Source organism: Novosphingobium hassiacum (genome assembly GCF_014196055.1).
GTDB lineage: Bacteria > Pseudomonadota > Alphaproteobacteria > Sphingomonadales > Sphingomonadaceae > Novosphingobium > Novosphingobium hassiacum.
Genome location: NZ_JACICY010000007.1, coordinates 145,346 through 166,650, shown reverse-complemented (window position 1 = coordinate 166,650; position 21,305 = coordinate 145,346). Strand labels below are relative to the sequence as shown.

Sequence of the window (21,305 nt, the reverse complement as noted above, 5' to 3'; positions counted from 1 at the left end):
GCAGCGTGGTCGAGATAGATCGTCAACGCAAATCCCGGAAAAGTTGCTTTCGCAACACTGGTTTCTATATAGCCGGTAACGCAATTCCCAGCCCCGGCATTCCTTGCCGTCGCGGCAAGAACACAGGCGACCAGAACAGGCAATGCCCGCAGTCATTTTTCCCGGCCCCGAAGGCCGTCTCGAAGGCCGTTTCCAGCCCGGTTCACGCCCGCGCGCACCGGTGGCTATGATCCTCCACCCGCATCCGCAAGCAGGTGGCACGATGAACGATCGCATCACCCAGGCGATGTACAAGACCTTCGTCGCGCGCGGCTTTGCCACGTTGCGCTTCAACTTTCGCGGTGTCGGACGCAGCCAAGGGTCGTTCGATAACGGCATCGGCGAACTGTCCGACGCGGCGGCGGCGCTCGACTGGGTCCAGTCGATCCATCCCGAAGCCAGCACCACGTGGATCGCGGGCTATTCGTTCGGCGCGCTGATCGGCATGCAGTTGCTGATGCGCCGCCCGGAAATCCGCGGCTTCATCTCGGTCGCACCGCCTGCCAACATGTACGATTTCAGCTTCCTCGCGCCTTGCCCCGCCTCGGGAATCATCGTGCAGGGCACCGCTGACACTGTGGTGACGCCCGGCGCTGTGCAGAAGCTGGTCGACAAGCTGCGCACGCAGAAGCACATCACCATCCATCACGATGAAGTGCCTCGCGCCAACCACTTCTTCGAGAGTGAACTCGACGATATGATGCGCGCCGTCGACAACTATCTCGACATGCGCCTGTCGCCCGACTGCCCGATCCGCTGATCCTCACTTCCCCCCTCCCGCAGGTGGGAGGGGGCGGGGGTGGGCCACTATGTCAAAGCGTGGCTGGCATCGCGTCGATCAGGATCGTCTTCATCTCGAGATAGGGCAACAGCCCCTCACGCCCGCCCTCGCGGCCGATGCCCGATTGCTTGAACCCGCCGAAGGGCAGTCCAAAGTCCATGCGCAATCCGTTCTGCCCGAAACCGCCCGTGCGGATGCGCCGGGCGATGCGGTAGGCGGCATCGGCGTCGTTGGTCAGCACCGATCCGTTGAGGCCATAGGCGCTGGCATTGGCGGTCCGGATCGCGTCTTCCTCATCGTCGACCGGGATCAGGCTCAGCACCGGCCCGAAAATCTCCTCCTGCGCGATGCGGCTGTCATTGCGGACATTGGCAAACAGCGTCGGCTCGATGAAAAAACCGCGATTGAGGTGCGCCGGCCGACTGCCGCCGGTCACGAGATCCGCAGTGCTCTTGCCCTCCTCGATATACATCTCGATGCGCTCAAGCTGGCGTTTCATCGCGACAGGCCCCAGTTGTGTATCCGGATCGTCCGAATAGCCGATGCGCACCTGCTTCATTTCGGCAGCGATCGCATCGGCCAGTTCATCCTGGCGATGGCGCGGCACGATCACGCGGCTGAGCATCGCGCAGACCTGACCTGACATCATCGTGATCGTGCCCGTCAGCATCTTTGCGGCAGCGTCGATCGGAAAGTCATCGCGAATGATAGCTGCCGACTTGCCGCCCAGTTCCAGCGTGCACCGCGCCATGCGCCCGCCGCAGACTGACGCGATGCGCTTGCCCGCCAGCGTCGATCCGGTGAACGAAACCTTGTCCACGCCCTCGTTGCACACCAGATGATCGCTCGCCTCGCGGTGTCCGGTGACAAGGTTGACCACGCCCGCCGGAATGCCAGCCGCCTCGGCCGCCTCTGCGATGATATACGCCTCGAGCGGGGTTTCCGGCGAAGGCTTCATGATCACCGTGCAACCCGTCAGCAGCGCATAGGCAACCTTGTTGGCCATGATCCCGAACGGTCCGTTCCACGGCGCGATGGCCGCGACGACGCCGACCGGTTCATAGGCGATCAGCGCGGCTTCTGCGGCGTGGCTGGGCCTGCGCTCGACGAATTCGAAGCTTTCGGCAAAGCCCGTGATGGCGCTCAGCGCCATCACGCTGCCGCCGTGCATCGGCCCTGCAAACGACGCGAGCCCACCCATCTGCGCGGTCCACGCTTTCGCCAGTTCCGGCAGACGCGCTTCGAGATGGGCAACCATGCGGCGAAAGGTGGCGATGCGCTCTGCAGGGGGCGTAGTTGACCAAGGACCATTGTCGAACGCCTCACGCGCGGCGGCAACTGCTGCGTCCATGTCAGACTCGTCCGCTTCGGCTACGCGCCCGATGACCTGCTCGGTGTCAGGTGAGACAAGCTCGATCATCCGGCCGGAGTTCGCCCGAACCCAGCAGCCGCCAATATAGAGCTTGCCGGGGTGGGCGATGTTGACGCCTGGTGGGGTCATCGTCATTTTCCTTTGCGCGCTGCGACAGGATGATACGTCTTCAACGGAAAAAGGGCGACCATCGCTGGCCGCCCCTTCCCCTCATGACTTTGCAATCGATCAGAAGCGCTTCTGGACGGTAACCGCCCATTCACGCGGTCGGCCAACCTGGCTGTAACCGGTGCCGGTGAAGCTATAGACCGACACGAAGCGGGCGGGCGTGTAGTATTCATCGAACACGTTCTGCACTTCGAGCGAGATCGAGAGGTCTTCCTCGGCGTTTCTCCATGTCAGACGTGCGTTGCCCAGATCATAGGCGTTGAAATATTCGATCGGCTGGCCAGCGGCGAGGCGGCCCGCACTCTGCCGCCCGACGTGTGCGTAATCGAAGCGCGGCGTGATCGAACCGGCAGTGCCCAGATCTGCGCGATACTGGATGCCCGCGCTCCACTTCCAGTTGGGCGTGACGATCGGATCGCTCAGCAGGATGGCGTTGCCGACGCGCGGATCGATGTTCTTGTAGTTGCCGGTCAGGTGGCTGAGCGACGCGTCGATATCCAGACCATCGATCGGCGAGGCCTGCATCTCGACTTCGAAGCCCTTGATCTTGCCGTTGCCCGCATTCTGACGAGCACCGCACGGCGCAAGCGAGCCCAGCGAGGCGCACGAGATCAGCGGAAGCTGGATGTCGTTGTAGTCGTTGATAAAGCCGGCGAAGTTCAGCCGCAGGCGACGGTCGAACAGGTCGGTCTTAAGGCCCGCTTCATAGGCGGTGACGGTTTCAGGATCGAAGCTGCCGTTGAGTGCTTGTGCCGCGTCGAATGGACGGGCGGTGACACCACCACCCTTGAAGCCGGTGCTGACCGTGACATAGGCCAGAACTTCGGGGCTGAAGCGGTAGTCGGCCGAAACGCGCCAGTCGACCTTGTCGCCAGAGTAGACTGCCTTGACGCCATCGAGCGCACCGAGGAAGGTCGAAACCGTGCCGTTGTAGTTCTTGCGAACGAACGTGTAGTCCTTGCTTTCCTTGGTGTAGCGCAGGCCGCCGGTGAGGGTCAGACCTTCGATCGGACGGGCGATGAGCGTGCCGAACAATGCCTTGCTGTCTGCGTTGACCGGATCGTTGCCGAGGAACTGGAAGTTCAGCCCCGGCGCAATGTAGCGGATGTCCTGACGGGTGAAGTACACTGAACGCTGGTCGGAATAGAAGCCGCCGACGGTGAAGTCGATGTTGTCACCGATCTGCCCGTTGACGCGCAGTTCCTGACTGAAAAACCAGAACTTGAGGTCATTGTAGCCTTGGCCCGCGATGGCGAGGTCCGGCGTGAAGTCATCGTCCGTGCCCCACCTTTGGCGATAGTTGCGATAGGCGGTGATCGATTGCACATTCAGAGAATCGTTCAGGCCCACGGTCATGTTGGCCGAGAAACCGTAGCCGTCGAACTTCAGACGGTTCGGCATTTCGTAGGCCTGGCTGACCTGTCCACCGGCCGGCGCGTAGAAGTTGGCGTAGGTGCAGAAGCGACCGCAGGCATAGGCATTGGTAATGCGGGCGGGGTTGATCAGCGAGATCACTTCGGCCGAATTGGTGCGCTCTTCATGCGTGTAGTCGCCGATGATCACCACGTCGAAATTGTCGCCCGGGTTGTAGCGAAGCGAGCCACGCAGGCCAGCGTAGCCCTTTTCGCCCAGCTTATCGATCACGCAGTCCGAACCTGAACCTGCGCGCCCGGTGATGCCCTGCGGGTTGCCCGGCTTTGCGCAGCCGTAGTCGATCTGATCGACGTAGCCGTTCTGGCGCTTGTAGACGCCCGAAACGCGGGCAGAGAGATCCTGTGCAAGCACGAAGTTCGCGCTGCCACGAATATCGACGCGGTTGCGGCTGCCGTAGACGGCCTCGACCATGCCCGAGTTTTCGTTGGTTGGCTTCTTCGAGAACAGCTTGATCGCGCCGCCGATGGCGTTGCGCCCGGTGAGCGTGCCCTGCGGTCCGCGCAGGACTTCGACGCGCTCGAGATCGAGCAGATCGAAGATGCCGCCGGTCAGTGTGGCGTAATAGACGTCATCGACATAGAGACCGACGCCGGGCTCATACGCGGGATTGAAATCGAACTGGCCGACGCCGCGGATCGACGCGCCGAGCGACGAGCCGAAGGCGCCGCCCATGGCGTTGAGCGTGACATTCGGAGCCTGCTGCGCGATCTGCGCGATGTCGGTCTGGTTGCGCGAAGCAAGCAGCGTGGCATCGACAGCGGTGATCGAGAGCGGCGTATCCTGCAGTCGCTGTTCGCGGAATTGCGCGGTGACGACGATTTCGCGGTTGGTGGCGGTCTCTTCGGCCTGAGCCTGGTTCTGAGCTTCCTGCGCGAACGCAGGCATGGCAGTTCCCAGCGCTAGCGCAGCGGTGCTGGCGGCGGCAAAAAGGCGCACGAATGATGTGGTACGATTGGCGATTGCCATAAACCCCTCTCCTGTATGTTCTCTGCGGAACAGCTTGATGTTTGTTAGTAAGACATACTAAATTGCGATTTGCAAGCCTAACATTTGCGACGATTGCGCGGCCGGATTTGTGATGCACAAAGTCCACACCCGACCTCTTGCCGACCAGTCAAAACCCGGCGATACAGGCGTGCTATGACCACGTCGCAGTTGCCCCGGCAGAACCCGAAGTCCGCGCTCGACGGCATCGCTGTCGAAGGCGATGTCGCACTGCTCATCGACCTGCTCAAGCTGGGCACCTTCATCGGTGGGCCGATGCGCGAAGGCGTTGCGGACCCGCTCGGCCTGACCACGACCGACTTGCGCATCGTGCTGGCGCTCGGCGGCGAGGGTGAACTGGCGGGCCACGAACTCTGCGAGATCATGGGCGTCGCCCCGATGAACGTCAGCCGCGCGATCACCGGCCTGATGGAGCGCGGGCTGGTCGAACCCGGGCTTGATCGGTCGAACCGCAGGCGCAAACCGGTGCGCCTCAGCCAGGATGGGGAACGCCTGTTCGCGGACACCATTCCCGCAATGACCACCGTCGGTGCCGACCTGTTCAAAGGCGTGCCCCAGCGGGATCGCGAGGCGTTCCGCCGGGTCGCTGCCGCCGTTCTCGCGCGGATCGGCCGCTGGAGCGTTTGAACCGAGAACGCTCACCCCTCCTGACCCTGCCCCAGAATCAAGGCCACTTCGTCTGCAGCTTGGTGAAGTCGCCGACCGCGAACGATTTCGCCAGCACCGGATGCGCAAAGCTCATCGGCACTTCCTGACGGTGCGGCCAGGTCTGGCGCACTTCCTTGTCGGGCAGGATCACATCGGGCCCGATCGGATTTTCGGGAAAACACACCACAGCTGGCTGTAAATGCGCGACCGTCTTGGCCCAGCCGCTTTCGTAATCGGCCTGCCACTGCATCATGTAGTCGAGCCGTTTGATCTTCCAGACCCCGTCTTCCTTGACGTAGTCGTTCTCGTACATGCCCGATTCCCAGAATTGCTGGGGCATCCCCTCAGGCTTGGCACCGACGATATCGTCATGCCAGCCGCCGGCCAGGATGCCGCGGAAGCGGCCCTTGGCGGTCTGCCCGTCGGGCGCGATGGTGATCACATCCTGCAATTGGAAATGATCGAGCAGCAGCCCGTGGACCGGGCCGCGACGGCCATCGGTGAACAGGTTCTGGAACCACGTTCCGTAGAGCCGCATCACCCCTTCGTAACCGCGGTATTCGCCCGACAGGAACACGACCGCGCCGTCCTTGGAGAACAGGCCTGCCACTTCCTCGGGCCGGTTGTAATCTATGTAGTAGCCATAAGCCCACTGCAGGCGGCGTATGGCGTTCAGGTCCTCAAGCTCGGTGACGCGGGCTTCGAGCGCGGCAAGCCGCGTATCGACATTGGACATCTGCGACTCTCCCAAGTCAGATAATTTGTATGTAACACTAACAATTCTAGGGGCGATTGCGAGCGGAATTTTCACTGCGCCTGCGTTTTCCCGCTCGCCCCGCTGAGGGCGACTTGTTTCGACGCGTGGGCACGCTAGGCTGCAAAGCAGACGGATATCCTGAGGAACGCTGCCGATGTGCGATGAGATCACCGAAGCCGAAAACGCCGCCCTGATGCGCGACGCAGGTTTCAACCGCCGCGAGTTTGCCAGCATGGGCGCGGGGGTTGCAGCGCTAGCTGCCCTACCCGGCTGCAGCATGGCCCGCGAATCGAGCGCCGCCACCGCCAGCCGCACCGTCACGATCGATACGCCCGACGGCAAGGCCGACGCGTTCTTCGTCTATCCGACCAAGGGGAAGCACCCGGCCGTGATCATGTGGCCCGATATTGCGGGGCTTCGCGATGCCTACATGACCATGGGCACACGTCTTGCCGCTGCGGGCTATGCGGTGCTGGTGGTGAACCAGTACTACCGGTCGAGCCCTGCCCCGATCCTCAATTCGCTGATGGAATGGCGCGCGCCCGAAGGCGCGGCGAAGCTCAAGCCGATGATTGCCGCGATCACGCCCAAGGGCACCACGTCCGATGCCGGAGCCTTCGTCGGCTGGCTCGACACCCAGAAGGAAGTGGACACGAAAAAGAAGATCGGCACCTGCGGCTACTGCATGGGCGGCCCATTCACCGTACGCACCGCCTTCGCCAATCCCGCGCGCGTTGGCGCGGCGGCCTCGTTCCATGGCGGTGGCCTCGTTGGCACCGACACCGATTCGCCCAACCGCCTGCTGGCCGAGACACAGGCCGCCTACCTGTTCGCCATCGCCAAGAACGATGATGAGCGCGCGCCTGATGAGAAGAACGTGTTACGCGCCGCCGCCAAAGCCGCCGGTCGCCCAGCAGAGATCGAAGTCTATCCCGCGCAACACGGTTGGTGCACCCTCGACGCGCCGATCTACGACCGCGCGCAGGCCGAAAAGGCGTGGAGCCGGATGCTGGCGCTGTTCAAGACCAATCTCTGAGATTGGAGACAGCGCGCAGGCTTGTTTCATGCATAGGGGGTCAGCGCGCCCGGTCAGGGTCGCGGCCTGCTGAGCGGATCAACCAGGCAGAAGCCGCCCAGGTTGCGGCTCCCGCCAACAAGTCGATGACATAATGTCCACCGATGACCACGGATGAAAGTGCGACCAGGAGCGACCAGATCACCGCAATCCAGATGCCAATCCGCGTTTCGCCGCGCAGGGCATAGGGCAACAATATTGCCATAACCATGTGAAACGATGGGAAAGTCACGATCCCCTGAACCTTCGCGAGGTCGAATATCGCGGAGGGGTCGTTCCGGAAGTACTCAACGGTCGCCATGTGGAACGTACCTGCCTGGCTCGGCAAGCCGGCAGTGCTTTCCATGCCGTGATAGACGGTACTTCCCAGCGCGGGGAAACCGGCCGAAACCGTCGCGGCCAGCAGAATGCAGAAGGTGAAACTGAATGCAAACTCGCACGCCCTCGCTCTGCGCCCGCTTGCCGCAAGAGCCAAGGCGGTGATCACGCAGACCGGCATGGCGCTGCTATAAATTACACCCAACAGCGCTGCAAAGGCGGGATATTTCGAAAGTTTGAGGACGATAGCCGGAGCATATAAACCGAGCGCGAGGTCCGCCCCGTCGAGTGCCCCGTCAATCTGAGGCGCGCGCAAGCGCAAGCTTGCGTGGCTGATGATAGCGGCCAAAAGGCAGGCCGAGATAAGGATGGCAAGAATCCCGCAGGTTGCGACAATCCGTTCATCGAACCTGTAGCGAGTGTAATAGGCCTGCACCCCGACCAGGGCCACCGCAAAGCAGACCAACGGGGCCACGCTGGTCACCAAAATTCCCATTCCGGTGACCTTCAAGGTCAACAATGCGACCAGAAACCCACAAGCGATGACGAGCCAGCTCGCCTGAAAGGATTGTGCCCGAGCAGAACCGCCCTCGCCTCGGGTTACACAAACAACGGGAGGTGCGGCGTGAACGGCTATCGGTGGCATGCCCAACGGATAGCCTTTCATGATTAAGAAGCACTTTACCTGGCGGCACCCTGCGCTCGCGCTGCCGGTTTTTTTGCGATGCAAACCGCGCAAAGGTCTCAAGCCCCGCGCAGGATCCCCACGTTTTCCTCGATCATCTGCCGCACCGAACGCGCCTTGCGTCCGGTCAGCCTCTCGACATCATCGGTACATATCTCGAGAAAGCCCTCGCGGATGGCGCGGCCGAACGAAACCATGTCGTCGCTGTTCCAGGGGAGCCCCGCCACTTCCAGATCATCCACCGGGCGGCGCGGGATGCCCAGCGCATCGAACATCGCGTATTGGCCTTCGTCGTCGAGCGGGACGAAGTCCACTGGACGCCCGGCAACGTCGGCCATCAACGCGGCGACCTCCTCGAACGTCTGCAACTCCGGCCCGGTGATGTCGTAAGTCCGGTTCTCGTCGCCCTGCCCCGTCAGCACCGCGACCGCGCATTCGATACAGTCGTCGCGCCAGACCATCGCCTCACGACCCTCGCCAGCGTTGGAGAACCACTTGCCCGACTGCATCACGCCGGGCCCCGCCATCAGGATCATCGCGTCGGCATAGTGCGCGTCGCGCAACATCGTCCATGCGCAGCCGCTCGCCTTGATCAGGCGTTCGGTCTCGATATGGTCGTGCCGCACTTCGGCAGGGTTGGCGGGATCGTCGATGCCGATGAAGCTGGTGTAGACGATGTGCTTCACCCCGCCCGCCGTGGCGGCATCGATCGCCGCCTTGTGCTGCACCACGCGCGCACCGACGCGGGTGCCTGAGATCAGCAACATCCTCTCCGCACCCTGCACCGCTGCGGCCAGAGTCTCAGGCTTGTCGAAATCGCCGTAGCGCACGTCGCAGCCGAGTGCAGCGCGATCGGCTAGTTTCTCCGGCTTGCGCGTGATCAGGATCAGGTCGGCGGCGCGGCCCTTGGCAACCAAGCGATCCGTTACGCCCCGGCCATAGTTGCCCGATGCCCCGGTGATGACGATCCTGCCCGCACTCACAGCGCGTCGAGCTGCGCTTGCGGCACCCACCAGCCGTGCACTTGCGGGCGCAGGCGCGCAGGGATCACCACCTTGGCGACGGCCCCCGCTGCGATGTTGCCTGCATCCACGACCCACGCCTCATGCGTAAACTGGTTGTCCCCGATCTGGCTGTCGACAATGAACACCAACCAGCCGTCCTTCGCTGGATCGGTTGAGGGTACGTGTACCGGCTCGTTGAACCCAGCCATCGGTGGCAGTGGCAGCGCCTGCGTGACCTGCGGCGTCGGCGTGTCCATGCCGTCCAGGCGCAGCAGGATATTGAAGCTGACACCGACCGGGCCTGCAAACAGCGGCGGCCCCTGCAGCGCCGGGTTCATCGAAAGCATGAAACCGGTCGTGTAGGGCTTCCCCTGCACTTTTGCCGCAATCACCGGGAAATCGCCCGGAGGCCCGATGATCGTTTCGACCACGTCTCCACCGTCGCTGCGCGGATCGACGGTCCAGCGGGTCAGCGCCCCGACCATGTCCTGCAGACCCATCTGGATACCCGATGGCTCGCGGATGAAAGCAAAAGCGTTGGTATTGTTGAGGCACGCGTCGAAGTGCAGCATGCCGTCTGCATCCTCCCACGCATTCATCATGTGGTACGAATGGCAGCCCTTGGGGCCCTTGAACCACTTGATCTCCGCAACATCGCCATAGCGCGGCATCACCCCGAGCCAGCTGTCGAGTTCCGGCTCGTGGTGCCAATGCTCGCCGCCAGCCTTGAGCCGGGCGAGGTCGGACGTCGTCGGGTAGATCGGGAACAGCGCGTAGTTCTCGCTCACCGTGAAATCGTGCATCATCGCGCAGTAGGGCGCGTCGAACCACTGCTCCGATTTCAGCGCGCCGTCGGGCGCGACCACGCAATAGGCGACCTTGGTCGACGCCTGCCCATCTGCTTCGTAACCATAGAAAAACAGCTCACCCGTCGCAGCGTCGATCCGCACATGCGCGGTCATCGTCTCGGATTTCAGCGCGCCGCCAAAATCGTAAGAGCCGATGGTTTCCAACGTCAATGGATTGACACGGTACGGCCGACCGTCTTCCTTGGCCATGAGCAGGCGTCCCGCGTGCCACACCGGGGTCGTGTTCGCGACGGTTCGGTCCACGCCCTGCACTTCCGCATCGTCGGTGAACGGATTGCGATATTTGCCGAACAGCGCCTTGCCCGCCGCCTTCTCCGCTTTGTACCGTGCCGTTTCGACGAACCTCATGATGAAGTCCGCGGTGCCATCATCGTTGAATGACAAGCGACTGATCATGCCATCGCCCGACAAGGTGTGATCGTTTTCGAAGCGCGGTGCGAAGGCCGGATCGGGAATCGCGCGGTAGAAACTACCCCGTACCTCGGCTGGCAGATCGCCTTCGACCTTCAGACCCCGGAGTTCGATTTCCTTGCCCACCGGTTCGTTCAGACCGGTAAAGTACATCGTCTGCGGAAACGCGCCCATCGTCATCCCTAACCGTAACTTTTGTTACGGTCCTTGTATCGCGATTCGAGCGCAGATCAAGCCCACCACCAAGCCGTGGCGCGCATCTCGATACTGATGCGTGGCGGCGCATCGGCCGGACAATCGGGCAGGTCGAACGCCACGTGCGGCACGTGGTGCGCCCGGCCCGGATCGCTGTCGTTGGTCTTGAACACGATAACCTCGTCGATCGTCATTGCCGGGTAGTAATACCAGCGATGCGAAGGGTTATGCGCCACGACAAGGCCCTCGAACGACCACTCGGGCTTGCCCGCTTCATCGAAAACGGCGTCGGCCTCGATCAGGTCCTGTGGCGCGATGCTGCGCGCGTCGCACACTGCCAGCGGCACGTCTTGTGGTGGCGGGGATATGGCGCGCCAGACGTTGTAGGCGGCGCAACGCAGGTATGGCCGCCCGTTTGCGCCTCGATCACCGAACTGCCGCGCGGTCCTGTCCGAGATATCGACATGAGCAAAGCGCGCGGGCATGGAATTGTGGAGACTTCCCGCCTTGCCCGACTTTTCGGAGAAACGCAGCAGTCCGGGCGCGCCGACATGGACATGGTCTGCACCCGTCACTGCCTGCACCAGGTCCTGGATCTCGCGCATGTGAACGCGCGCGACCTGATCGCGGTCGGCGAAATCGGTAACTGCGCTGGCGTGGCGCAGCAACTGGAAGCCTTCGCAGTCGATGGTTGCAGCAGCAGTACGCGCATCGTGCATTGTCACCGGCACGGGGACGATTTCGACCTCGTCACGTTCATGCGCGTTGGCATAATAGCGCGGACGCGCGAACTTGCGGCCCGAATAGGCAATCAGCGCTTCCATCATGCTCTCCTGTGGCGGCCGACTTTGTGTCGATCCTGCCGATGCACCAAACCTCGTCATGGTTAGCGTAGCGAAGCAATCCAGGGCGTCGTGCGCAGCATCTCTGGATTGCTTCGTCGCTGCGCTTCTTGCAATGCCGAGGTTGAGGACTCACTCACGAAAAAGGCCCGCCGTTTCCGGCAGGCCTGCATCGCATCACCCCGCAGCCAGTTGCTGCTCCAATTCGCCCAGCACCCGGTAGCAATCGAGCACTTGTCGCACCGAACTGTTCGGCTCGCGCCCTTCGCGGATCGACGAAATGAACTCGCGGTCCTGCAACTCGATTCCGTTCATCGAAACATCGACCTTCGAAACGTCGATCGGCTCTTCCTTGCCCGTAAACAGATCGTCGTAGCGCGCGATATAGGTCGCGGTATCGCCGATGTAGCGGAAGAACGTGCCAAGCGGCCCGTCGTTGTTGAACGACAGCGACAGCGTACAGATCGCGCCGCTTTCGCTCTTCAACTGGATCGACATATCCATCGCGATGCCCAGCTGTGGGTGGATTGGGCCTTCGACCGCATTGGCCTTGACGATCTTGCCCGCCTGATAGGCGAACAGATCGACCGTGTGCGCGGCATGGTGCCACAGCAGATGGTCGGTCCATGACCGCGCCTCACCCTTGGCGTTCATGTTCTTGCGGCGGAAGAAGTAGGTCTGCACATCCATCTGCTGGATGTTGAACTCTCCGCCCACGATCTTGTTGTGCACGTACTGGTGCGAAGGATTGAAGCGGCGGGTGTGGCCGACCATGCAAACCTTGCCCGTCTCTTCCTGAACGCGCAGCACGTCCTGTGCATCGGCCCAGCTGTCCGACAGCGGAATTTCCACTTGCACGTGCTTGCCCGCCTTCATGCAGGCAATCGCCTGTGCGGCATGCATTTGCGTGGGCGTGCACAAGATCACGGCGTCGACATCGTCGCGAGCCAGCGCATCCTCAAGCTCGGTGGACGAATGCTTCGCGCCATATTTCTCAGCCACTGCTGCAGCCTGATCGGCGCGGCGGCTGATGATCGAGGTAATCTCGACCCCGTCGATGTTCTTCAGTCCATCAAGATGCTTTTCGCCGAACGCGCCGGCACCCGCGAGGGCAATACGCATATAAATCTCCCTCTCCCCTTCAGGGGAGAGGGCCGGGGAGAGGGGGAATCTCGGGCCGGCCCATAATCCAAGTTGATCGTGGAGAGTCCCCCTCTCCCAACCCTTTCCCCTGAAGGGGAGAGGGCTTTAGATGGCTGGCTCCAGAACGATGTGGCCGATGGCCGTGTTGGAACAGGGAATGTGGTAGTGACGGTGCAGGGTCTTGACCTTCTCGCCCAGGGCTCCGCGCATGATCAGCCACATCACCATCTCGATACCTTCGGAGCCGGTCTCGCGCAGGTATTCGATATGCGGGATGTAGCGCGCAGCGTCGGTATCGGACGACAGCAGGTCGAGGAACTTGTTGTCCCATTCGCGATTGAGCAGACCCGCGCGCGGGCCCTGAAGCTGGTGGCTCATGCCGCCCGTACCCCAGATCTGCACGTTGAGATCTTCGGGGAAGCTTTCGACCGCACGCGCGATCGCCTCACCCAGCGCCCAGCAGCGGTTGCCCGAGGGGACCGGGTAGGTCACTACGTTGACTGCCACCGGCACGACCTTGACCGGCCATTTCTCGGGCTGGCCGAACATCATCGACAGCGGCACGGTAAGCCCGTGATCGACGTCCATCTCGTTGATGATGGTCATGTCGAAATCATCAAGGATCAGGCTTTGCGCGATGTGCCACGCCATGTCGGCATGCCCTTCGACGTCAGGCACCGGACGCGGGCCCCAGCCTTCGTCGGCGGACTTGTAGCGCTCGCCGCAACCAATCGCGAAAGTCGGGATGATGTTGGCATCGAACGCCGATGCATGATCGTTGTAGACCAGAATGACGACGTCGGGCTTGGCCTCGGTCTCCCACTGCCTGGTCCAATCGTAGCCCGCAAAAATCGGGCCGAAATAGTCGTCGCGGGTCTTGCCCTGATCGACGGCTACGCCAAGCAGCGGAACGTGGCTCGAGCCGACGCCTGCGGTGATACGCGCCATGTCAGTTGGTGTCCTTCAATGCGGCAAGGTTGGCCCGGATCGAACGGTTGCCTTCGGCAGAGCGCCCACCGTCCATCATCATTTGGCGATACTCGGGCCAGGTCATGTCGGTCATCGTGCTGACCGCTTCGGCGAACGGCAGCCCATCGGCCGAAAACAGCTTCGACAGGAAATAGACGTTGCCGCCCAGATCCAGCAGCTTGTTGTAGTCGCGCACCAGCAGCGCCTGCTTGGCCTCTTCCGAGATGTTCCACTCGTCCAGATAGGCGCGCTGGTCGGCCTTGAACCGGTCGCGGTTTTCGGGCTTCATCAGGCTCATCGCGAACTGGTTGATCCAGTACCCTTTGCGCGCGCGCGCGGCGGTATAGATCCGCGTGCCGGGAATATCGTCCAGTTCGGCAAGGTATTCGTGGATGTCCTGCTTGGGCTTGTCGCTCACAGGCCTCTCTCCTTCAATTTGGCGTCGAGGCGCGGGAACACCCGGCGGGCGTTGCCCTCGAAGATTGCGTGGCGCTCGGCATCGGTGATGTCCAGAGCATCGACGTACCGCTTGGTGTCGTCGAAATAGAAGCCAGTGGTGGGATCGATCCCGCGCACCGCGCCGACCATTTCGCTTCCGAACAGGATGTTCTTGTTCTCGATCACATCGGCCAGCAGGTTGATCCCCGGCTGGTGATAGACGCAAGTGTCGAAGTACACGTTGTTCATCAGATGCCCCGAAAGATCGGGCTTCTTCAACATGTCTGCCAAGCCGCGATAGCGCCCCCAGTGATAGGGCACCGCGCCTCCGCCATGCGGGATGATAAAGCGCAAGGTCGGGAAGCGGCTGAACAGATCGCCTTCGAGCAGTTGCATGAACGCGATGGTATCGGCGGCGATGTAGTATCCGCCGGTGGCGTGCATCGCGGGATTGCATGAACCCGAGACGTGGATCATCGCGGGCACGTCCAGCTCGACCATCTTTTCATAGAACGGGAACCAGTATGGGTCGGTCAGCGGGGGATGGGTGAAGCGCCCGCCGCCCGGATCGGGATTGAGGTTGCACCCGATGAAGCCCAGTTCGGTGACGCAGCGCTCAAGCTCGGCAATCGAACTGGTCATGTCCGCCTCGGGCGACTGCGGCAGCATGCACACGCCAGCGAAGATGTCCGGATACAAGCCGACAACACGCGCAATCAGATCGTTGCAGACTTGCGCCCACTTCACCGCGACCGACTGGTCACCCACATGCGGCGCCATCGCTGAGGCGCGGGGCGAGAAGATCGTCATGTCCGCGCCACGTTCTTTCAGCAAGCGCAACTGATTGCTCTCGATCGTCTCGCGGATTTCGTCGTCCGAGATATCCGGATAGGCCGGACACTCGGTCCCCGCCTTGAACGCCGCCTTCTGCTGCTCGCGCCATTCGTCATGCGCTTTCGGCAACACGGTATAATGGCCGTGGCAGTCGATGATCATGGTCATTCCGTCATCACTCCAATCACATCCCCACATCCGTTCGTGTCGAACGGAAGTTTCTTTCCAGCCATATCCCGCTGGCGCCTGACCGTGCCACTCGTCATCACCGGCTCGACCCCGAGCCCGATCAGCGTCTTGGCAGACTCCTCCATCTCCGCGGCGCGACGAAGCCCGTGCGTCGTCATCCGCTCGATGTTGTACTCAGCGCGCGCAAACCAGCTCTGCGATTTCTCGCTGGCGTCCAGCGAAGACAGCACTTCGTCCACAACGCCCGCCTTAGTCGCCGCCAGCATCATCTCAGCCGTCAGCGCCTCGACGCCTTTGACCATGATCGAGCGGATCATCTTGATCGCGCTGGCACGGCCGATGTCGGTGCCCACCACGCGCGTATTGCAGAAGCCCAAGGCGCGCAGCAGCGCCTCGGCCGACGGCGCAGCCTTGCCGGCCAGCAACAGCGGCACGTTCATTCGCGCCGGATTGACCGGGGCCAGCACCGCCACATCGACATAGCGCCCACCAGCTGCCTCGATGGCCAGCGCCGCCGCCCGCTTGGTGTCCGGAGCGACCGAATTCATGTCGCACCATAACACGTTCGGCTTGATCAGCGCGGCATAGTCCCGTGCGGCTGAAAGCGTCGAATCGGCAGTCACCAACGACAGCACGATATCGGCATCGGACAGCGCGTCCTCGGCTGCGGCACAGGCCACGACGCCTGCGCGCTCCATCGCAGCCCGCCGACAGGGCAGCACGTCGAAAGCGAGCGCCGCCGAGCGCCAGCCTGCAGCTTCGGCAAATGTCGACCCGGCCTCACCGAAGCCGATCAAGGCGATTGTGCTCTCCATGCCGGCGGTCCTGCGTCGGCGGGGGCAAACGAACAAATGCAAACATCGCAAGCGGTATAAATTTATGCAAAGCCTTCTGCCGCAACCTCACGCAGAAGCGTGACGAACACCTCCTGCGGTGCGGTCGGTCGCCAGCCTTCGCGCGTGGTAATCCCGATCGTGCGCAGGACCTGCACCGGCGGCGGCAGCGTTGCCAGAACGCCCGCCTGCAATTCCACCGCCAGTTGCGCCGGGGACAACAGCGTCAGCGCGTCCGATCCGAGCAGCAATTGCCGCACGGTCAGCACCGATCCGCACTCGATCCCGACATGCGGCGGCTCGGCCCCAGCCGCGCGCATCATGGCCTCCCAGTAGTGACGCAAAGGCGTATCGCGACCCGGCAAGATCCATGGGAATGCAGCCAGCATTGCCCCATCCACGCGATAGTTGAGCAACGGATGCCCCGCCCGCATCACCAGCGCCGGACGATCCTCGAACACCGCCTCCTGGTGCAGGTCGTCAAGCGCCATAGCCTCGCGCAAAGCGCCGAGCATCAGGTCCACCTCGCCATCGCGCAACGGCCCGGCAAGCTCGGCATGGCTGCCCTCGACGACCGCCACATCCACCCCCGGATGCCGCGCGCCGAAGCGCAGGATCGTTTCGGGCAACCAGCGCGCCCGGCTCAGCGGCATCGCACCGACCACGATCCGTCCCGCCGCCTTGCCCTGCCACGCGGCCACTTCGGCAAGCCCTGAACGCAGTTCCGCCATCGCCAGCCCGAACCCGCGCGCGCGCCGCGCTCCTGCTGGCGTCAACGCAACCGAACGCCCGCGCCGATCGACCAGCCGTTGCCCCAGCGCCACCGAAAGATCGGCCACAGCCCGATGCAACGACGCCGACGACAGCCCCGTCGCTTCGGCCGCCGCAGCGTAGCTTCCGGCCCTTGCCAAGGCGAGCAACGCCCGTACCTGCGTGCCAGTAACGCGCGGCGATCCGATCTGCGCGATGGCCGCCTCGGCGCGCGGCGCCAGCAGCAAGGCGGGCTCGGTCGGTGCCATGCCCGCAGGACCTCGTTCGAACAGCGTGCAGCCAAGCTCTGCCTCCAGCCGCGCGATGGCCTGCGTCAGCGCCGGTTGCGTCAGGTTCACCGCCCTTGCTGCACGCGTCACGCTGCCATGGCGGACCGTTGCGGCAAACGCAGCCCAATGGCGCGTGTTGAAAGCGTGGCGGCCATTGTTCGCAGGTTGAGCCATAAGCAGTGGCTTAGCATTTCCTTATGCCCATCGGCAAACAATGCATTGGCTGGCACGGATGACCGGTCGCATGGACGATCCACCATTTCCACAGGAGCCGTCCATGTCGGGTATCGTCGTCCAGAACATCGAACGCGCCGATCCGGCTGTGATCGACGGTCTTGCCGCATGTGGCGTCGCCACCGTGCACGAAGCGCAGGGTCGCACCGGCCTTCTCGCCAGCTACATGCGCCCGATCTATCGTGGCGCGCGCATCGCAGGCAGCGCGGTCACGATCAGTTCCGCTCCGGGCGACAACTGGATGATCCACGTCGCGATCGAACAGTTACAGCCCGGCGATATCATGGTGCTCGCGCCCACCTCGCCATGCGAGGACGGCTACTTCGGCGATCTGCTGGCGACATCGGCGCAAGCGCGCCAATGCCGTGGGCTCGTGATCGACGCTGGCGTGCGCGACGTGCGCGACCTGACCGAAATGAACTTCCCCGTCTGGTCTAAGGCGATCTACGCGCAGGGCACGGTCAAGAACACGCTCGGCAGCGTCAACGTCCCCGTCATTTGCGCCAACGCGCTGGTCAATCCGGGTGATGTGATCGTGGCCGACGATGACGGCGTCTGCGTCGTCCCGCGCGAGAAAGCGGCGGAAGTACTCGCCGCAGCGCAGGCGCGCGAAGCCAATGAAGGCGAAAAGCGCGAAAAGCTGGCCTCAGGCATACTCGGCCTCGACATGTACAAGATGCGCGAGCGGCTCGAAAAGGAAGGGCTGAAGTATGTGTAAGCACATCAGGGCACTCCTCGCTTCCCCCCTCCCGCAGGCGGGAGGGGTCGGGGGTGGGCTGTCCAGGCGCATTGCCCTGCCTCTGCCCACCCCCAGCCCCTCCCGCCTGCGGGTGGGGAGCAAATGACCACCACCAACCTCTCAGCCCCCTGCATGTGGATGCGCGGCGGCACCTCAAAGGGCGGTTACTTCCTCAAGGATGATCTCCCCGCCGACACCGCCACCCGCGACACCTTCCTTCTCGCCGTCATGGGCAGCCCCGACCCGCGCCAGATCGACGGCATGGGCGGTGCGGACCCACTGACCAGCAAGGTCGCGGTCGTCTCGAAGTCCACCCGTGAGGGCATCGACGTCGATTACCTGTTCCTTCAGGTCTTCGTCGATCAGGCCATCGTCACCGATGCGCAGAACTGCGGCAACATTCTGGCAGGCGTCGGCCCCTTCGCCATCGAACGGGGGCTGGTCCAAGCCACCGGCGATGAAACCCGCGTAGCGATCTTCATGGAAAATACCGGTCAAGTCGCGGTCGCTGCGGTGCAGACGCCCGGCGGCACGGTCACCTATCAGGGCGATGCCGCGATCGACGGCGTGCCCGGCACACACGCCCCCATCCCGCTCGAATTCCGCGATACCGCAGGCTCCTCCTGTGGCGCGCTCCTGCCAACCGGCAACGCGGTCGACGTGGTGAACGGCGTCGCCGTCACGCTGATCGACAACGGCATGCCCTGCGTCGTGATGAAGGCGCAGAACCTCGGCATCACCGGCTACGAAGACCGCGACTGGCTCGACAACGCTACCGACCTCAAGGCGCAGCTCGAAGCCATCCGCCTGATCGTCGGGCCGATGATGAATCTCGGGGATGTGAAAGACAAGTCCGTCCCCAAGATGATGCTGGTCGCCCCGCCCAAGAACGGCGGCGCGGTCACCGTGCGCAGCTTCATCCCCCACCGCGCCCACGCCACGATCGGCGTACTTGGCGCAGTCAGCGTGGCAACCGCCTGCCTGCTTGAAGGCTCTCCTGCTGCCAAAGTGGCGCAGATCCCGGACGGCCCTCGCAAGCTGGTTTCGGTAGAGCACCCTACTGGCGAAATGAGCTGCGTTCTGGAAGTGGACGAAAAGGGCGATGTCCGCACGGCAGCTTTGCTGCGCACCGCGCGCAAATTGATGGATGGGACCGCATTCGGGTAATAGCCCTCTCCCCTTCAGGGGAGAGGGTTGGGAGAGGGGCCACACGCTACTTGCCCCCGCTCAACTCCGGCTAGCCAGCAAGCTGGCAAGCCTGCGTATCTCTCCCCTGAAGGGGAGAGAGCTTAAGGAATAGACATGACCGACCGCATCATCAGTTGGCACGCCAACCCATCCAAGCCCCGCTACACCCCACCCGCAGGCGCGGTAGACGCGCATTGCCACGTGTTCGGCCCGATGGCGCAGTTCCCGTTCAGCGCGAAGGCGAAGTACCTGCCCGAGGACGCCGGGCCGGACATGCTGTTCGCCTTGCGCGATCACCTCGGCTTCGCACGCAACGTCATTGTGCAAGCCAGCTGCCACGGCACCGACAACGCCGCCACGCTCGATGCCATCGCCAGATCCAACGGTCGCGCCCGCGGCGTCGCGGTCGTCGATCCCGCGATCTCCGAAGCCGATCTCCACGCACTCCACGACGGCGGCATCCGCGGCATCCGCTTCAACTTCCTCAAGCGTCTTGTCGATGACGCGCCCAAGGACAAGTTCCTCGAAGTCGCGCGCCGTCTGCCCAAAGGCTGGCACGTGGTGATCTATTTCGAGGCCGACATCCTCGAAGAACTGCGCCCGTTCATGGACGCGATCGAAGTGCCGCTGGTGGTCGACCACATGGGCCGTCCCGATGTGCGCCAAGGGCCGAACGGCGCGGACATGAAGGCATTCCGCAATTTCCTGAACAGCCGCGACGACATCTGGTTCAAGGCGACCTGCCCCGACCGGCTCGACGCGATCAAGGAAGGCGGCGCGGGCGATCCCTGGAATCCCTTTGCCGATGCGGTTGCACCGCTGGTCGCCGATTATCAGGACCGCGTTTTGTGGGGCACCGACTGGCCGCACCCCAACATGGACACCGAAATCCCCGACGACGGCCACCTCGTCGACATGATCCCGCGCATCGCGCCGACCGCCGAGCTGCAGCGCAAGCTGCTGATCGACAACCCGATGCGCCTCTACTGGCCGGAAGAGACGGTCGGCGGCTGATCGCGCAAGGTCCGGAAAGTCACCGACCAGCGCGCCGATTCGACAGGCGCGATCGAATGCTCCCACTCGGTACGCGCAGGCCCATCAAGCAGATAGGCCTCGCGCGGCCGGAGCGGTAACGCGAACCGCTCGAACCCGCCCTCGTCACGCCGTCTGCGCAGACGCATCGTTTCAGCAGCGCCGAGCGATACGCCGATTACCGTCCCATATTGCGGGCGATCACGATGCCAGCCGATGCCGGCCCCCGGATCATAGCGGATGACCAGCGCCTGCTTCAGCCGCTCGGGTGCAAGGCCCGCCCACCGCGCCAGCCGCGCGCGCAAGGGCAGCAGCCAGTCGGGCATCGGCGGAGCGGGCATCACCGCGCCGCGCGTGTAATCGTAGGCACTGCCGAACGATGCCGTCAGCCGCTTGCCCAGCCAGCCCTGAAACTTGAACGGCTCAAGCCCCGCTGCATCAATACGCGCAATGATCGCCGCCTCCTCGTCGGCCGTCACCACACCAGCCTGCAGCCGCAGACCCTCCACGGGACAGGCAATCGGCAACGCCATGCCGAACAGGTCTGGCTGATCTGCGCTCATGTCTGGCATATGGGTACGATGCGCCAGACGACCACCGAACTTGTGATAGCCACGCCGGGCCAGGGCCTGCACGAAATCACGCGCCAAATCACCCGCTGGGTCTCCGCGCAAGGCATGAACACCGGCCTGCTCACGGTATTCTGCCGTCACACCTCGGCATCCCTATGCATCCAGGAAAACGCTGCGCCCGAAGTGCGCGACGACGTGGTCCGCTGGCTCGGCCGGATGGCGCCCGAAAGCACGGCTTATGCGCATGACGATGAAGGCCCCGACGACATGCCCGCTCACCTCAAGTCGATCCTGACCGGGGTCAGCCTGTCGATCCCGGTCATGGGCGGCAGGCCTGCGCTCGGCACATGGCAGGGCATCTACCTTTGTGAACATCGTCGCGCCCCGCACCGCCGCTCGATCGCCCTGCATCTTCTTGGAGATTGACGGTGCGTTAACCATGCCATGCGGCCATTGAAGCGGAGTCAGGTCCCCCTAACCCGACCAGCACG

Annotated in this window: 21 protein-coding genes; 7 read left to right on the top strand and 14 right to left on the bottom strand. The window is 63.1% G+C overall.

All coding sequences use genetic code 11. The features are described 5' to 3' along the window. The first annotated feature begins 142 nt into the window (after window positions 1–142). A complete protein-coding gene (locus tag GGQ88_RS14810; RefSeq protein ID WP_183614218.1) occupies window positions 143–799 on the top strand; it encodes an alpha/beta hydrolase in 657 nt (218 codons plus the stop codon). A 52-nt stretch (window positions 800–851) separates the two neighbouring features. On the opposite strand, the gene GGQ88_RS14805 is transcribed toward GGQ88_RS14810, so the two are convergent. Continuing rightward, entirely contained in the window at window positions 852–2,321 is a 1,470-nt protein-coding gene (locus GGQ88_RS14805) for an aldehyde dehydrogenase (RefSeq protein ID WP_183614217.1), read from the bottom strand. A 99-nt stretch (window positions 2,322–2,420) separates the two neighbouring features. Then, window positions 2,421–4,760, bottom strand: a complete 2,340-nt coding sequence (locus tag GGQ88_RS14800) for a TonB-dependent receptor (RefSeq protein ID WP_183614216.1) — start codon at window positions 4,758–4,760, stop codon at window positions 2,421–2,423. A 174-nt stretch (window positions 4,761–4,934) separates the two neighbouring features. On the opposite strand from GGQ88_RS14800, the gene GGQ88_RS14795 reads away from it, so the two are divergent. Continuing rightward, window positions 4,935–5,426: a MarR family winged helix-turn-helix transcriptional regulator gene (locus tag GGQ88_RS14795; protein WP_183614215.1), complete on the top strand. Its 492-nt coding sequence runs from the start codon at window positions 4,935–4,937 to the stop codon at window positions 5,424–5,426. A 37-nt stretch (window positions 5,427–5,463) separates the two neighbouring features. Here the strand turns inward: GGQ88_RS14795 and GGQ88_RS14790 are convergent, their stop codons facing one another. Next, window positions 5,464–6,183, bottom strand: coding sequence for a nuclear transport factor 2 family protein (locus GGQ88_RS14790; RefSeq protein WP_183614214.1), 720 nt, complete (start codon window positions 6,181–6,183; stop codon window positions 5,464–5,466). 175 nt (window positions 6,184–6,358) lie between these two features. Between GGQ88_RS14790 and GGQ88_RS14785 the strand changes: the two genes are divergently transcribed. Then, complete coding sequence (locus GGQ88_RS14785; RefSeq protein ID WP_183614213.1) at window positions 6,359–7,240, top strand: dienelactone hydrolase family protein; 882 nt, start codon at window positions 6,359–6,361, stop codon at window positions 7,238–7,240. 40 nt (window positions 7,241–7,280) lie between these two features. Here the strand turns inward: GGQ88_RS14785 and GGQ88_RS14780 are convergent, their stop codons facing one another. The 10 genes from GGQ88_RS14780 to ligR all read right to left on the bottom strand — a co-directional run bounded on the left by GGQ88_RS14780 (window position 7,281) and on the right by ligR (window position 17,223). Further along, window positions 7,281–8,336, bottom strand: a complete 1,056-nt coding sequence (locus GGQ88_RS14780; RefSeq protein ID WP_183614212.1) for a phosphatase PAP2 family protein — start codon at window positions 8,334–8,336, stop codon at window positions 7,281–7,283. A gap of 5 nt (window positions 8,337–8,341) precedes the next feature. Beyond that, window positions 8,342–9,265: an NAD(P)H-binding protein gene (locus tag GGQ88_RS14775; RefSeq protein ID WP_183614211.1), complete on the bottom strand. Its 924-nt coding sequence runs from the start codon at window positions 9,263–9,265 to the stop codon at window positions 8,342–8,344. Then, the gene (gene nov2 / locus GGQ88_RS14770) at window positions 9,262–10,740 is read right to left on the bottom strand and encodes a lignostilbene-alpha,beta-dioxygenase NOV2 (protein WP_183614210.1); all 1,479 of its coding nucleotides are present in this window, start codon (window positions 10,738–10,740) and stop codon (window positions 9,262–9,264) included. The genes GGQ88_RS14775 and nov2 overlap by 4 nt, the downstream gene beginning before the upstream one ends. Window positions 10,741–10,796: 56 nt before the next feature. Continuing rightward, window positions 10,797–11,585 (bottom strand): CmcJ/NvfI family oxidoreductase, encoded by a 789-nt coding sequence (locus tag GGQ88_RS14765; RefSeq protein WP_183614209.1) that lies wholly within the window; start codon window positions 11,583–11,585, stop codon window positions 10,797–10,799. A 195-nt stretch (window positions 11,586–11,780) separates the two neighbouring features. Next, entirely contained in the window at window positions 11,781–12,725 is a 945-nt protein-coding gene (locus GGQ88_RS14760; RefSeq protein ID WP_183614208.1) for a Gfo/Idh/MocA family oxidoreductase, read from the bottom strand. 126 nt (window positions 12,726–12,851) lie between these two features. Beyond that, window positions 12,852–13,694, bottom strand: a complete 843-nt coding sequence (locus GGQ88_RS14755) for a class III extradiol dioxygenase subunit beta (RefSeq protein ID WP_183614207.1) — start codon at window positions 13,692–13,694, stop codon at window positions 12,852–12,854. Window position 13,695: 1 nt separating this feature from the next. Next, entirely contained in the window at window positions 13,696–14,133 is a 438-nt protein-coding gene (gene ligA / locus GGQ88_RS14750; RefSeq protein WP_183614206.1) for a protocatechuate 4,5-dioxygenase subunit alpha, read from the bottom strand. After that, window positions 14,130–15,155, bottom strand: coding sequence for an amidohydrolase family protein (locus tag GGQ88_RS14745; protein ID WP_183614205.1), 1,026 nt, complete (start codon window positions 15,153–15,155; stop codon window positions 14,130–14,132). Before GGQ88_RS14745 ends, ligA begins: the two co-directional genes overlap by 4 nt. Next, the gene (locus tag GGQ88_RS14740) at window positions 15,152–15,991 is read right to left on the bottom strand and encodes an NAD(P)-dependent oxidoreductase (protein ID WP_183614204.1); all 840 of its coding nucleotides are present in this window, start codon (window positions 15,989–15,991) and stop codon (window positions 15,152–15,154) included. The genes GGQ88_RS14745 and GGQ88_RS14740 overlap by 4 nt, the downstream gene beginning before the upstream one ends. Before the next feature lie 62 nt (window positions 15,992–16,053). Then, window positions 16,054–17,223 carry an aromatic metabolism transcription factor LigR gene (ligR, locus tag GGQ88_RS14735; protein WP_183614203.1) on the bottom strand — a complete coding sequence of 390 codons (1,170 nt, stop codon included), beginning with the start codon at window positions 17,221–17,223 and terminating at the stop codon, window positions 16,054–16,056. 103 nt (window positions 17,224–17,326) lie between these two features. Here ligR and ligK point away from each other — a divergent pair, with 103 nt between their 5' ends. The 3 genes from ligK (at window position 17,327) to GGQ88_RS14720 (ending at window position 20,224) form a co-directional block, all read left to right on the top strand. Beyond that, entirely contained in the window at window positions 17,327–18,001 is a 675-nt protein-coding gene (gene ligK / locus GGQ88_RS14730) for a 4-carboxy-4-hydroxy-2-oxoadipate aldolase/oxaloacetate decarboxylase (protein ID WP_183614202.1), read from the top strand. Between the two features lie 123 nt (window positions 18,002–18,124). Then, on the top strand, window positions 18,125–19,189 hold the full coding sequence (locus GGQ88_RS14725; protein WP_246386047.1) for a 4-oxalomesaconate tautomerase: 1,065 nt from the start codon (window positions 18,125–18,127) through the stop codon (window positions 19,187–19,189). Between the two features lie 135 nt (window positions 19,190–19,324). Beyond that, window positions 19,325–20,224 carry an amidohydrolase family protein gene (locus GGQ88_RS14720; RefSeq protein ID WP_183614201.1) on the top strand — a complete coding sequence of 300 codons (900 nt, stop codon included), beginning with the start codon at window positions 19,325–19,327 and terminating at the stop codon, window positions 20,222–20,224. Here GGQ88_RS14720 and GGQ88_RS14715 read toward each other — a convergent pair. Continuing rightward, window positions 20,194–20,814 (bottom strand): alpha-ketoglutarate-dependent dioxygenase AlkB, encoded by a 621-nt coding sequence (locus tag GGQ88_RS14715; RefSeq protein ID WP_343057227.1) that lies wholly within the window; start codon window positions 20,812–20,814, stop codon window positions 20,194–20,196. The two genes, GGQ88_RS14720 and GGQ88_RS14715, sit on opposite strands and share 31 nt — an antisense overlap. 9 nt (window positions 20,815–20,823) lie before the next feature. Between GGQ88_RS14715 and GGQ88_RS14710 the strand changes: the two genes are divergently transcribed. Further along, entirely contained in the window at window positions 20,824–21,240 is a 417-nt protein-coding gene (locus tag GGQ88_RS14710) for a secondary thiamine-phosphate synthase enzyme YjbQ (RefSeq protein ID WP_183614200.1), read from the top strand. Window positions 21,241–21,305: the final 65 nt, after the last annotated feature.

Excerpts from the sequence above, each read along its gene's own strand:
- GGQ88_RS14810 (WP_183614218.1), top strand. The coding sequence starts at position 143 with ATGCCCGCAGTCATTTTTCCCGGCCCCGAAGGCCGTCTCGAAGGCCGT.
- GGQ88_RS14805 (WP_183614217.1), bottom strand. The coding sequence starts at position 2,321 with ATGACCCCACCAGGCGTCAACATCGCCCACCCCGGCAAGCTCTATATT.
- GGQ88_RS14800 (WP_183614216.1), bottom strand. The coding sequence starts at position 4,760 with ATGGCAATCGCCAATCGTACCACATCATTCGTGCGCCTTTTTGCCGCC.
- GGQ88_RS14795 (WP_183614215.1), top strand. The coding sequence starts at position 4,935 with ATGACCACGTCGCAGTTGCCCCGGCAGAACCCGAAGTCCGCGCTCGAC.
- GGQ88_RS14790 (WP_183614214.1), bottom strand. The coding sequence starts at position 6,183 with ATGTCCAATGTCGATACGCGGCTTGCCGCGCTCGAAGCCCGCGTCACC.
- GGQ88_RS14785 (WP_183614213.1), top strand. The coding sequence starts at position 6,359 with ATGTGCGATGAGATCACCGAAGCCGAAAACGCCGCCCTGATGCGCGAC.
- nov2 (WP_183614210.1), bottom strand. The coding sequence starts at position 10,740 with ATGGGCGCGTTTCCGCAGACGATGTACTTTACCGGTCTGAACGAACCG.
- GGQ88_RS14765 (WP_183614209.1), bottom strand. The coding sequence starts at position 11,585 with ATGGAAGCGCTGATTGCCTATTCGGGCCGCAAGTTCGCGCGTCCGCGC.
- GGQ88_RS14760 (WP_183614208.1), bottom strand. The coding sequence starts at position 12,725 with ATGCGTATTGCCCTCGCGGGTGCCGGCGCGTTCGGCGAAAAGCATCTT.
- GGQ88_RS14755 (WP_183614207.1), bottom strand. The coding sequence starts at position 13,694 with ATGGCGCGTATCACCGCAGGCGTCGGCTCGAGCCACGTTCCGCTGCTT.
- GGQ88_RS14745 (WP_183614205.1), bottom strand. The coding sequence starts at position 15,155 with ATGACCATGATCATCGACTGCCACGGCCATTATACCGTGTTGCCGAAA.
- GGQ88_RS14740 (WP_183614204.1), bottom strand. The coding sequence starts at position 15,991 with ATGGAGAGCACAATCGCCTTGATCGGCTTCGGTGAGGCCGGGTCGACA.
- ligR (WP_183614203.1), bottom strand. The coding sequence starts at position 17,223 with ATGGCTCAACCTGCGAACAATGGCCGCCACGCTTTCAACACGCGCCAT.
- ligK (WP_183614202.1), top strand. The coding sequence starts at position 17,327 with ATGTCGGGTATCGTCGTCCAGAACATCGAACGCGCCGATCCGGCTGTG.
- GGQ88_RS14725 (WP_246386047.1), top strand. The coding sequence starts at position 18,125 with ATGACCACCACCAACCTCTCAGCCCCCTGCATGTGGATGCGCGGCGGC.
- GGQ88_RS14720 (WP_183614201.1), top strand. The coding sequence starts at position 19,325 with ATGACCGACCGCATCATCAGTTGGCACGCCAACCCATCCAAGCCCCGC.
- GGQ88_RS14715 (WP_343057227.1), bottom strand. The coding sequence starts at position 20,814 with ATGCCAGACATGAGCGCAGATCAGCCAGACCTGTTCGGCATGGCGTTG.
- GGQ88_RS14710 (WP_183614200.1), top strand. The coding sequence starts at position 20,824 with ATGCGCCAGACGACCACCGAACTTGTGATAGCCACGCCGGGCCAGGGC.